9 protein-coding genes and 1 other RNA gene are annotated in these 11,879 nt (G+C 67.3%); 5 read left to right on the top strand and 5 right to left on the bottom strand.

All coding sequences use genetic code 11. The annotated features are described in order from the left end of the window. Nucleotides 1-7: 7 nt before the first annotated feature. Together ACT6Y9_RS04285 and ACT6Y9_RS04280 are read left to right on the top strand one after the other, a co-directional pair. A complete protein-coding gene (locus ACT6Y9_RS04285) occupies nucleotides 8-2,251 on the top strand; it encodes a molybdopterin-containing oxidoreductase family protein (RefSeq protein WP_443743616.1) in 2,244 nt (747 codons plus the stop codon). A 42-nt stretch (nucleotides 2,252-2,293) separates the two neighbouring features. After that, nucleotides 2,294-2,929 carry a 4Fe-4S dicluster domain-containing protein gene (locus ACT6Y9_RS04280; protein ID WP_295476819.1) on the top strand — a complete coding sequence of 212 codons (636 nt, stop codon included), beginning with the start codon at nucleotides 2,294-2,296 and terminating at the stop codon, nucleotides 2,927-2,929. Between the two features lie 82 nt (nucleotides 2,930-3,011). Here the strand turns inward: ACT6Y9_RS04280 and ACT6Y9_RS04275 are convergent, their stop codons facing one another. From ACT6Y9_RS04275 to ACT6Y9_RS04255, 5 genes are all read right to left on the bottom strand, one after another. Next, nucleotides 3,012-3,608, bottom strand: coding sequence for a molecular chaperone TorD family protein (locus ACT6Y9_RS04275; RefSeq protein ID WP_443743615.1), 597 nt, complete (start codon nucleotides 3,606-3,608; stop codon nucleotides 3,012-3,014). 71 nt (nucleotides 3,609-3,679) lie between these two features. Then, nucleotides 3,680-4,047, bottom strand: a transfer-messenger RNA (tmRNA) gene (gene ssrA / locus ACT6Y9_RS04270). Nucleotides 4,048-4,148: 101 nt separating this feature from the next. Then, nucleotides 4,149-4,814 carry an HAD family hydrolase gene (locus tag ACT6Y9_RS04265; RefSeq protein ID WP_443743614.1) on the bottom strand — a complete coding sequence of 222 codons (666 nt, stop codon included), beginning with the start codon at nucleotides 4,812-4,814 and terminating at the stop codon, nucleotides 4,149-4,151. A 104-nt stretch (nucleotides 4,815-4,918) separates the two neighbouring features. Beyond that, nucleotides 4,919-5,587, bottom strand: a complete 669-nt coding sequence (locus tag ACT6Y9_RS04260) for an OmpA family protein (RefSeq protein WP_443743613.1) — start codon at nucleotides 5,585-5,587, stop codon at nucleotides 4,919-4,921. A gap of 256 nt (nucleotides 5,588-5,843) precedes the next feature. Beyond that, a complete protein-coding gene (locus tag ACT6Y9_RS04255) occupies nucleotides 5,844-7,163 on the bottom strand; it encodes a TRZ/ATZ family hydrolase (RefSeq protein ID WP_443743612.1) in 1,320 nt (439 codons plus the stop codon). A 201-nt stretch (nucleotides 7,164-7,364) separates the two neighbouring features. Here ACT6Y9_RS04255 and gyrA point away from each other — a divergent pair, with 201 nt between their 5' ends. The 3 genes from gyrA to cmk all read left to right on the top strand — a co-directional run. Beyond that, nucleotides 7,365-10,178 (top strand): DNA gyrase subunit A, encoded by a 2,814-nt coding sequence (gene gyrA / locus ACT6Y9_RS04250; RefSeq protein ID WP_443743611.1) that lies wholly within the window; start codon nucleotides 7,365-7,367, stop codon nucleotides 10,176-10,178. 83 nt (nucleotides 10,179-10,261) lie between these two features. Continuing rightward, the gene (serC, locus tag ACT6Y9_RS04245; RefSeq protein ID WP_295476805.1) at nucleotides 10,262-11,419 is read left to right on the top strand and encodes a 3-phosphoserine/phosphohydroxythreonine transaminase; all 1,158 of its coding nucleotides are present in this window, start codon (nucleotides 10,262-10,264) and stop codon (nucleotides 11,417-11,419) included. Further along, nucleotides 11,416-11,879, top strand: a 464-nt coding sequence (gene cmk, locus ACT6Y9_RS04240) for a (d)CMP kinase (RefSeq protein WP_443743610.1), incomplete at its 3' end; no start/stop codon positions are given. The genes serC and cmk, both read left to right, overlap by 4 nt.

The following is an 11,879-nucleotide window of genomic DNA, read 5'->3' as shown; positions in this document are numbered from 1 at the left end:
CTGAGCGTTGGTCAAGTGGAGAATCCCCGTCCTTCAGGGCGGGGAGTGCGTCAACCCGTCCGTCTCAAGGCGTACGCTCATCCAGGGCGTCGGCGCCGGCTTTGCCGCCGGCCTCTTCCAACCGGCAGCCGTTCATGCGGCTCCCGCTGCCGGCGAAGGCGAATGGTCCGGCTGGACCATCTGTGATTCATGCAACCACATGCCGATGTGCGGCATCCACTTCCGCGCCCGCGGCAACACGGTGATCCGCATTGAAAACTGGAAGGAGCACCCGAACCACTTCCTCTGCTCCAAGGGCATCGCGACCCTGCAGCGCCTCTATAACCCCAACCGCCTGCTCTATCCCCTGAAGCGCACGGCGCCCAAGGAGGCCGCAGACCCGGGCTGGGTGCGCATCAGCTGGGACGAGGCGATCAAGATGATCGCCGAGCGCCTGAACGCCGTGAAGGCGAAGTACGGCGCCGACCGCGTGCTCTTCTACTGCGGCGACCCGAAGGAGCCCCGTCCGCCCGTGATGCGCCTCGCGCGCTACTTCGGCAGCCCCAACTACTGCTGCGAGAGCTCGGTCGCCTGCAACCTCGCCTACGTGCACGCGCTGGAGCTCTCCTACGGTCAGGAGATCTCGGGCGGGCCGAATCCGAAGGCGAAGTGCACGATGATCGTCGGCAAGAACGGCGCCTGGGCCTCGCCCCACGGGTTCTTCAGGAACCTTCTCGCGCAGAAGGCGCGCGGCCTGAAGCTCATCGTGGTCGACCCGCGCCGCATGAAGGTGGCCGAGCAGGCCGACCTGCACCTGCAGGTGCGCCCCGGCACCGACGGCGCGCTCGCCTGGGGCATGATCCGCGTCCTCGTGAAGGAGGGCCTCGTGAAGCGCGACTTCGTCGAGAAGTGGTGCACGGGCTACGAGGAGCTCGTGAAGTACGCCGAAGCCTTCACGCCGGAATTCGTCGAGAAGGAGACGGGCGTTCCGGCGGCCGACGTGGTCGAGGCCGCGCGCCTCTTCGCCGACGGCCCCTCCTCGATGATGCTTCCCGGACAGTCGGTCCCGCACCAGGGCAACGGGTGCAACAACGTGCGCGCCTATTCGCTCCTGATGGCGCTCACGGGGAACGTGGACAACAAGGGGGGCTCGACCTTCGCGAACTGGCCCGAGGACTACCTGCGCTGGGACGAGGGCTACACCAAGTCCTTCATCGACCAGAAGTGGTTCAACGAGCCCGAACAGAAGACGAAGCGCATCGACCGCGAGTTCGCTCCCGTCTGGAACGAGCTCCAGGTGCTCTGCAGCCCCAACAAGCTCCCCGAGATGGTGAAGGCGGGCCGCATCCGTGCCTTCGCGGGCTTCGGCACGAACGTGCTCATCTGGCCGAGCCCGGACGAATACAAGGCGGCGATCCGTGCGATGGACTTCTCCTTCGCGACGGACTACTTCTACCGCGACGACACGCACCACGACATGGACCTCGTGCTCCCCGCGGCGATGAACTTCGAGCGCTACGCGCCCTTCGGCGTGCACGGCCGCAAGGTGAGCGCGCGAAAGCCCGTGAAGCCCCTCGGCGAGGCCTGGGAGGACTGGAAGATCGCGCTCACGATCGGCGCGGCCGCAACTGGCGACTCGAAGCTCTTCTTCGACGGCGACCCGGTGAAGGCCTGCGACTCGATTCTCGGCCCCTGGGGGACGAGCTACGCCGAGCGCCAGGCGATGCTGCCGGCCGTCAACGTCTGCGAGTGGTTCCCGAAGCCCGAGACCGAGAAGTACGCCAAGGGGCTCCTGCGCTTTGACGGCAAGCCCGGCTTCCGCACGCCCTCGGGGAAGATCGAGTTCGTCTCGAGCGTTCAGGCGAAGCACGGCTTCCCCGGACTCCCCGTCTACGAACGCGCGCCGCAGCCGACGAAGGAATTCCCCCTCAAGCTCATCAACGGCACGCGCCGCCCCTACATCACGCACTCGAAGACCCGCTCGGACCAGCCCTATCTGCTCGAGCTCGAGCCCGAGTCGGTGATCAACATGAACCCGGCGGACTGCGCCGAGCGCGGTCTGAAGGAGAGCGACCGCGTCTGGATCCTCTCTCCCTACTCAAAGACCAAGGTCCGCGCCAAGGTGCGCGTGACGCTCCTCGCCCGCAAGGGGCTGGTGGACGCCCAGTACGGCTGGCGCGGCGACCAGGAGACGCAGGTGCTCATCCCGCGTTTCGGCTGGGATCCGATCTCGGGCTACCCTGCTGCAACGACGTCTGCGTCGAGGTCGTGAAGGCGGAAGAAGCCGCTCCGCGTGCGTAAAGGAGGGAGAGTCATGTCGAAATTCGGAATCATCGTCAACATCGACCGGTGCGTGGGCTGTCACGCCTGCGCCATTGCCTGCAAGGAAGAGAACCAGGTTGCGCCCGGGATCTTCTATGAGCGCATCGAACGCCAGGAGAACTTCGAGGCGCGTGTCGTCAACTACTTCCGGGCGTCGTGCCAGCACTGCGAGAACCCGGCCTGCATGAAGGTCTGCCCGGCGAAGGCCATCCACCGCGGCCCGGGCGGCGAGGTGCTCGTGGACGACGCCAAGTGCATCGGCTGCCGCATGTGCGCGCACGCGTGCCCCTACGGGGCGCCGAAGTTCAACGACAAGGGCGTCGTCAACTACTTCGGCGACAAGGCGCCGCTCGCCGTCAGGGACCTCGAACCCTGGCAGCGCCGTAGGCCCGGGCGCGCCGAGCACTGCACGCTCTGCACGCACCGCACGTCCGAGGGCCGGGTGCCCGCCTGCGTCGAGGCGTGCGGCATCGGCGCGATGACGCTCGTGGACTATGAGAACCCCACGCCCGAGATGAAGAAGCTCATCGACCGCGCGAAGCCCATGAACGCCGCCGCGGGCACCGAGCCGAAGATCCGCTACATCGCGAGCCACATGGACGTCGAGCACTACCCGCTCAAGGTCTGATGGCCGAGGCTCAAAGGCCGCCCCTTCGGGCGGCCGGCGGAAGAAAAACGCCCGCAGGGAGAGTTGCTCTGCGGGCGTCGTTTTACTTCGCGTCGGGGGTGAGGAGCGCCGCCGCCCCTTCAAGGAGCGCCGCGGCGTCGGCGTAGGGACCGGCGGCCGCGCCCTTCGCCGCGGTGGCGCGGGCGATGGTCTCCATCATCGGCGCGGCGTGCTTCGCCGCGAACTCGAGGCCGGCGGCCTCGGCGCCGCGCAGCGCCGTGACGGCGAGGAATCCGAGCATCAGCCCGAGGTGGTCCTCCGGAACGACGGAGCCCCCGGAAAGTTCAAGTTCCGCCTCCTCGTAGGCCCGGCGGCATTCGAGCTGCGCGGCCTGGCAGTTGAGGCGCTGCGCGCTCGTCCAGGCGCTCTCGCAGAGCGGAATCGTCTCTTCGGAGACGCCGAGAAAGAGTCGCGCATAGGCCTGCGCGAACTCGAGGTCGCTCGGGGGCTGTTGCGACGCGATGCGCTCGAGCTTCCCGAGGAGTTCCGCGGGAAACGCCGGGCCGCCCTGGGCGGCCTCCAGGATCGTTTCGGCCGCGGTGGGAAGCGCCGAGGCGGCACCGAGACGTTCGGGCTGCAGGAAGAGGAGCGCGAGGGCGTCGAAGGCGGGTTGGAGCTCGATGAATCGGGAGGTGGTCATTGCCGTGGCGCGCAGATGGAGGCGCAGTTATGAAAACAGGCTCCGGACCGAAGTCCGAAGCCTGCAGGAATTGGTGGAGGCGGCGGGAGTTGAACCCGCGTCCGGAAACCGTTTTCTGATGGATCTACATGCGTAGTCGAATCATTTGAATCTCAACAGCCGTTTTGCCAATCGACGGGCCAGCGGCTGCCCAGTCCCCTTGATTTCGGAACGTCGCCGGAGACACTCGCCGTTCCTAGACTTTGTAATTTGATGCTGCCGCAGGTTTTACCCTGCCTGACCCAAAGACAAATCAGTGCAGCATCCCGCGGGGATTAGGCCGCGAGAGCGAAACGCTTGTTGTTGGCGTTTGTGTTTTTGTAGCAGAGATTTACGAGGTCACTACCCCTCGGCATGCACCGCTCAGCGTCAGCATCCCCGTCGAAACCAAGGCGCCCCCGTTGTTCGGTGAGGGGAATCATACGCGAAGTAGCGCCCGCCGGGGCGCCTTTGCATCGCAACCGTTTGTTTCCCGGGGCGTCTACACAACATCCCGGTGCATCAGCACTTTCCTCGACGCATCGCCCAGACGAGCAGATCCGCGGGTTCGCGGGCGATGAAGTCCGCGACGCCCGCTTCGGGCGCTTCGGGCTGGCACCCCCAGGCGACCCAGGCGAAGGGCATGCCGGCGGCATGGGCGGCGAGGCCGTCCGTCGTGCTGTCGCCCGCGTAGAGGGCGGCCTCGGGCTGAGCCCCGAGGTCGGCGAGCGCCTTCAGGAGCGACCCGGGCAGGGGCTTCACCTCGGTGCCGGGAATGCCGACGCCGACGATGGTCGCGAGGAGGGGCGTCAGGGCGAGTTCGTCGCAGACCTTGAGGGCGAGCTCGTGGGGCTTGTTCGTGACGACGCCCGAGGCGACGCCCATTTCCCTGAGGCCTTCGAGGAGCTCGCGCACGCCCGCATAGACGGACGAGTGCGAGACGCCGCGGGCGACGTAGTTCCTGAGGAATTCATCGCGCAGCTCCGGGAAGCGCGGGTCGTCGCGCTCGATGCCGAAGGCCCTTTTGAGGAGGGCCGGAGCGCCGTGCCCGGCGGGGACGCGGAGCTCCTCGAGTGGGAGTTCAGGGCGCCCGCGGGCGGCGAGCATGTCGTTTGCGGCTCCGCCGAGATCGGGGGCGGAGTCCACGAGCGTGCCGTCGAGGTCGAAGAGGAAGAGGCGCGGAAGCATGTTGCAGGTATCGGGATTCTGAGAAAAACAAAACCCCCGCCCGAAGGCAGGGGTCTCGAATGAACTTCATTCAGCAGACGCGCGGAGCGTCCACCGGAGAGTCATTAGTTGGCCGGACGGGAGCCGACAACTTCAACCACGGCGCGGCGGTTGGGCTGCAGGCATTCGACGAGGGCGCGGAAGTTCTTGATCTGACCGGCCTTCGAGGGGTTCGGGCAGTTGACGACCGGATCGGCCTCGCCCTTGCCTTCGGACTTGATCAGAGCGGCGTCAACACCCTTCTTGACGAGGTACGCCTTGACGGCGTCGGCGCGCTTCTGGGAGAGCTTCAGGTTGTAGGCGTCGGAGCCGATGCGGTCGGCGTAGCCGGTCGAGACGATGACTTCGAGGTCGACACCGGCGATGCGCGAGACGAGGTCGTCAAGGACGGCCTGGCCTTCGGGCTTGAGCGTGGCCTTGTCGAAGCTGAAGAGCGTGTCGGCGGAGAAGGTCACCTTTTCAGCGGCCTTCGTGACGACCGGGGCCTCGACGGCCGTGCAGGCCTTCTTGTCGAGGATGTCGGCGTCGCAGGCGCAGCCGGCGCCGTTCACGCCCATGGCTTCAGCCAGAGCGGGCGTCCAGAAGCCGGTGCGCCAGCAGAGGTTGGTGCTGTTCTTGACGATCTGGCCCGACGAGCTGTGCACGTAGGGGTTCACCGTCTCGGCGGAGGCACCGAAGGAGGCGGCGAGAAGAAGAGCGGCGGCAACGCCGCAAAGCTTCGCGGAAGTCTTCATTTAAGGATCCTTTTTAAGAAACAGGACGAGGATGAATGCCTGTCCTTAACAAAAGACGGCACCGAAAGGTCATCCCGCAAGGGGGGCAGCGCCCTTCAGACCACCGGTCGCCGGTCTGGCGTTCCCGGGGTGAGAAAGGCGCACGATAATCTTCGGCGCCATTATAGGAATACAAGGCGTCAGGCCGCAAAATGCGGGAAACCCGCTCCCACCGGCGGAAGGCCCCAGCGCATTAGACGCTCTAGGGCGCTCCGTCTCAAATTCGATTCTGCCACGAATGCGCGACGGCAACAGCTTCTCGCGCCGCATTGAGTTCGGGGAACTGCGCGCCGACCGCCTTCGACATGATTTGACGGCCCGCAACCCACGTGTGGGTGATGCATTCGCGTCCGGCCGAGTAGAGGATCTGCGCGGCCGGGTCCTGTACGGGGAGCGATTCGGGCGTGGCGAGGTTGATCGCGAAGAGGTCGGCGGCCTTGCCCGGCTCGATGGAGCCGATTTCATCGTCCCAGTGGAGTGCGCGCGCGCCGCCCAAGGTCGCCGCCTCGAGCATGTCGTGCACCGGAGCGGCGGTCGGGTCCTGCGCGACCGCCTTGGCGAGCATCGCGGCGAGCCGCGTTTCACCCAACATGTCAAGCTTGTCGTTGCTTGCCGCACCGTCCGTGCCGATGCCGAGGTTGACGCCCGCCTCGAGGAACTTTGCGACGGGGGCGAAGCCGCTCGCGAGCTTGAGGTTCGAGCACGGGCAGTGGCAGGCCGTGGCCTTCGCCGCCGCCATGAGCGCGATGTCGCCCGCGTCGGCGTGCACGCTGTGCACGGCGATGAGGCGCTCGTTGAGGAGCCCGCAGCGGCGCAGGCGCTCGAGCGGGCGCTCGCCGTGGTCGCGCAGGCTGTCGGCGACTTCGCCCGCCGTTTCGTTCACGTGCATGTGGATCGGCACGCCCCACTTGTCGGAGATCTCCGCGCAGCGCTTGAGCGAGGCGTCCGAGACCGTGTAGGGTGCATGGGGCGCGATCGTGGCGTGGACGAACTCGTCCCCGGCGAGGTCGCGGATGAGAGCTTCGGACTTCTCGAGGTACGCCGCGTCCGAATCGGCCCAGGCAGAGGGGAAGCCGATCACGATGCCCGAGACCGCGCAGCGCAGGCCCGCGCGGCGCAGGCCTTCGGCGGCCGAGCGCGGGAAGAAGTAGTGGTCCGACGTCGTCGTCACGCCGCCCGCGGCCATCTCAAGGCCCGCCAGCCAGGAGCCGTCGCGCACGAATTCGGGGCTCATGAGCTTGCCTTCGGCGGGCCAGATCTTCTTCGTGAGCCAGTCCATGAGCGGGAGGTCGGCGCCGAGCCCGCGCACGAGGTTCATCGCGGCGTGCGAGTGCAGGTTCACGAAGCCCGGGAGGACGGCGCTCTCGGGGAGCGAGACGACGTCGTGGGCCGCGTAGAGGCGGCGCGCCTCCTCGACCGGCAGGAGCGCCGTGATGCGGCCCTGCGTCACGACGACGGTGGTGTTCTCGAGAATCACGCCCTTCGGGGCGACCGGAATGACCCAACGGGCTTCAATGAGGGTGTCGGCTTCAAGCATTGCGAGGCTGTGGGAAGAAAGGGGAATGCCGCCCGTCGGCGCGGCGCCGCGGGCCCTCTGCGGAGGGGCGGTCGGAGGGCGGCCGGGCGGTCGGGAATTGGAGGTGAAACTGATAAAATACCCCGTTTCCGGTCCCGGCGCCCGTTTTGACGGCGGTTCGCCCGGCGGACCTACAAGCAGAATTTCTCAGGGAAGAAGCTGATGGACGAAGAAAAGAAGAACGAAGGCGGGGAGAACATCGAAGCCGAGGGCGGCCAGCCGGCCCCGGAAGTCGAGGAACCGCTCGAAGGCGGCTCGCCCACCTCGGGCGACGCCATCGCCCAGGAGCTTCTTCCGGTCGCAATCGAGAGCGAGATGCGCCAGTCCTACCTCGACTACGCGATGAGCGTGATCGTGGGACGCGCGCTTCCCGACGTGCGCGACGGCCTCAAGCCCGTGCACCGGCGCGTGCTCTACGCGATGAAGGAGATCGGCAATACGTGGAATTCGCCCACGAAGAAGGCCGCCCGCGTGGTGGGCGAGGTGCTCGGCAAATTCCACCCGCACGGTGATAGCGCCGCGTATCAGACGATCGTGCGCATGGCGCAGGACTTCTCGATGCGCTATCCGCTCATCTACGGTCAGGGCAACTTCGGCTCGATCGACGGCGACAGCGCGGCGGCCATGCGCTACACCGAGGTGCGCCTCATGAAGATCGCCGAGGAGATGCTCGCCGACCTGCATGAAGACACGGTGGATTACATCCCGAACTTCGACAACTCGGAGATGGAGCCCGTGGTGCTCCCGACGCGCCTCCCGGAGCTCCTCGTGAACGGCTCTTCGGGCATCGCCGTCGGCATGGCGACCAACATCCCGCCCCACAATCTGCGCGAGACCGTGGACGCCTGCGTCCATGCGCTCGAGCACCCGGACTGCTCGATCGAGGAGCTCATCCGCCGCATGCCCGCACCGGACTTCCCCACGGGCGGCATCATCTTCGGCATCAGCGGCGTGCATGAGGGCTACCGCACGGGCCGCGGGCGCGTGCTGATGCGCGCGCGCACCCACCTCGAGGACTTCGGCAACGGCCGCACCCGCATCGTGGTCGACGAGATCCCCTACATGGTGAACAAGCGCTCGCTCTACGAGCGCATGCACGAGCTCTGGCGCGAGAAGAAGCTCGAGGGCATCTCCGAGATGCGCGACGAGTCCACCCGGCAGATCCGCATCGCGATCGACCTCAAGCAGGGCACGATGCCCGAGGTGGTCCTCAACAACCTCTTCAAGAACACGCAGATGCAGGAGAGCTTCGGCATCAATATGGTCGCCCTCGTGGACGGCCAGCCGATGCTCCTCAACCTCAAGCAGATGATCACGCACTTCCTCGCGCACCGCCGCGAAGTGGTCACCCGCCGCACGATCTTCCGCCTGAGGAAGAGCCGCGACGCGGGGCATCTGCTCGCCGGTCAGGCGATCGCGCTCGCGAACATCGACGAGTTCATCCGCCTCATCCGCGCCGCCAAGACCGTCGAGGAGGCGCAGGCCTCGCTCATGGGCCGCGGGTGGCCCCTCGGCTTCGCCGCCGACATCACCCAGCGCGCGAAGAGCTACGGCCGCGACGCCGATCCGGAGACGTTCGATCCCAAGCGCGGCCTCCAACCCGACGGCCTCTACTACCTCACGAAGCCCCAGGTGGACAACATCCTCGCGATGAACCTGCGGCGCCTCACGGGGCTCGAGCGCGAAAAGATCCTCGCCGACTACGAGGCGATGATGGAGCGCATCTTCGACCTGATCGACATCCTCAGGAAGCCCGAGCGCGTCACGGCGATCATCCGCGAGGAACTCGTCGCCATCCGCGATGCGTTCGGCGACGAACGCCGCTCGACGATCGACCTCGAGGGCGACCCGAACTTCAACAAGCGCGACCTCATCCCGCGCCGCGAGATGGTCGTGACGATCACCCGCGACGGCTACGTGAAGAGCCAGGAGCTCTCCGACTACAACGCGCAGACGCGCGGCGGCAAGGGCCGCAACGTTCAGGCGACCCTGAAGGACGACGCGATCGAGAAGCTCTTCGTCGCGAATTCGCACGACATCATGCTCTGCTTCACGACGTTCGGGCAGGTCTACCCGGTGGACGTCTTCGACCTCCCCGAAGGGAAGGCCAACTCCCGCGGGCGTCCGATCGTCAACCTCCTTCCGCTCGCCGAAGACGAGAAGATCACCTTCATCCTGCCGATCGAGGGGTTCGACGACGAGAAGTTCGTCTTCTTCGCGACGAACCGCGGCACGGTGAAGCGCACGCCGCTCTCGGCCTTCGCGAACGTCCGCAACAAGGGCCTGCGCGCGACGGTGCTCGATGAGGGCGAGTCTCTCATCGGCGTCACGATCACCTCGGGCGAGGACGACGTCTTCCTCTTCACGTCCGCGGGCCGCGGCATCCGCTTCAAGGAGACCGACGTGCGCGTGATGGGCCGAACGGCCCACGGCGTGCGCGGCATCCGCCTCCCCGAAGGCGCCGTCGTGATGGCGCTCGCCACGTCGAACGACGACGAGAAGTTCGTCCTCACCGCGAGCGAGCGCGGCTTCGGCAAGCTCACGCCCGTCACCGAATTCCCGGTGAAGCGCCGCGGCGGTCAGGGCGTGCTCGCGATGTACATGACCGAGCGCACCGGCAGCCTCGTCTCCGCGCTCATCGTGACGCCCGAGGACGACATCATGCTGCTCTCGACGGGCGGCAAGGTGATCCGCACGCGCGCGGGCGAAGTGCGCGTCTGCGGACGCCGCACGCAGGGCGTGATGCTCTTCCGCGTGGCCGAGGAGACGCTCGTCTCCGTGGACCGCATCGAGCGCACGGGCGCCGAGGACGAGTCCGAGCTCCAGCACCTCGAGATCGAGGATGCGGGCGAGCCCGAGGAGGCCGCGGGCGAAGACGAGACCGACGAGGCGCCGGAGGCGGACGACGCCGAGCCCGATGAGGGCGGCGAGGCCGAACCGGCCGCGAAGGATGCTCTGAAGGGAGACCGCTCCTAAAATCTGAGCGAAAGGAAAGCCCGGCCGACCGCCGGGCTTTCCGCATGTCTTCACTTCACTCCCCACCCGGAAGAAACCCTGCAATGGCGCGTCCCTACAACTTTGCTCCCGGTCCCGCGATGCTCCCCGAACGCGTGCTGCGCCGGATTCAGACGGAACTGCTCGACTACGGCGGATGCGGCTGCTCGATCCTCGAGGCAAGTCATCGAGGCCCCGAAGTCGCCGCCCTGATGCGGGACCTGCGCGCGCGCATCCGCTCGCTCCTCTCGGTGCCGGACAACTACGACGTGCTCTTCTGCCCGGGGGGCGGACGCATGCAGTTCGCCATGGTGCCGATGAATCTGCTCGGCGCGGGCACGCTTTCGACCTACATCATCACGGGCGCCTGGAGCAAGGCGGCCGCGAAGGAGGCGCTGCGCTTCGGCCGCGTGCAGACCGCCTTCTCGGGGTCGGGCACGCGCGCGCCCGACGACGCCGAGCTCGAGGTGATTCCCGAAACGAGCTACTGCGCGTACTGCGACAACGAGACGATCCACGGCGTGGAGTTCCCCGCGCCCCCGACGCTCGAAGAGACGCCCGCCGTGCCGCTCGTCTGCGACATGTCGAGCAACTTCATGACGCGTCCGGTGGACGTCTCCCGCTTCGGCCTCGTCTGGGCCGCGGCGCAGAAGAACCTCGGCATCGCCGGCCTCGCCGTGGTGATTCTGAGGCGCGACCTCCTCGGGCTCGCCACCACGGAGGTCCCCACGCTCCTCAACTACGGCGTCTACAGCCGCACGGAGAGCATTCCCAACACGCCCCCGGTCTTCCAGCTCTACGTTGCGGGCCTGATGGCGCAGTGGATCGAATCCCAGGGCGGTGTGGCGAAGATGGACGAACTCGCCCGCGTGCGCTCCAAGATGGTCTACGACGCGATCGACGAGATGTCCGAGAGCTACGTCTGCCACGTCGCGCCGGGCTCGCGGAGCCGCGTGAACGTGGTCTTCCGCCTGCGCGACGAATCGCTCACCCCGGTCTTCGTGCGCGAGGCCGCGGCCGCGGGACTCGCGAACCTCGCGGGTCACCGCACCGTGGGCGGCATCCGCGCCTCCATGTACAACTCCATGCCCGTCGAGGGCGCCGAGGCCCTGGTCGCCTTCATGAAGGACTTCGCCCATCGACGTCCCCCGAAGACCACCGTCGCCGCGGGCGCCCCCGCGAAGGCGGCGTCCCGACCCGTTCGGAAGGAAGCAGAAAAATGAACGAAGTGAACGTTCCCGTCATCACCATCGACGGCCCGGCCGCGAGCGGCAAGGGCACCATCGCCGAGCGCGTCGCAGCCGCGCTCGGATTTCACTACCTCGACAGCGGCTCGCTCTATCGGCTCGCCGCCCTGGCCGCCCTCGAGGCGAAGGCGGACTTCGCCGACCCGGCCGCGCTCGAAGCCGTCGCGCGCAGCCTCAGACCCGTCTTCCGCGAGGGAAGCGTGTGGCTGGAGGGCCGCGACGTCGGCCGCGTGATCCGCACCGAAGAGGTCGGGGTCGCCGCCTCGAAGGTGGCCGCGGTGCCGGGCGTGCGTGCGGCGCTCTTTGACCTGCAGCGCAACGCCGCCGTCGCCCCGGGGCTCGTCGCCGACGGCCGCGACATGGGCACGGTGGTCTTCCCCGAGGCGCCCCTCAAGGTCTTCATGACCGCCTCGGCCGCGGTGCGCGCCGAGCGCCG

The sequence above is a fragment of the Sutterella sp. genome (genome assembly GCF_052272535.1).
In the GTDB taxonomy this organism is placed as follows: Bacteria; Pseudomonadota; Gammaproteobacteria; order Burkholderiales; family Burkholderiaceae_F; genus Sutterella.
Note: the sequence above shows the minus strand (reverse complement) of the source record. Positions and strands in the feature narration are given on the sequence as shown.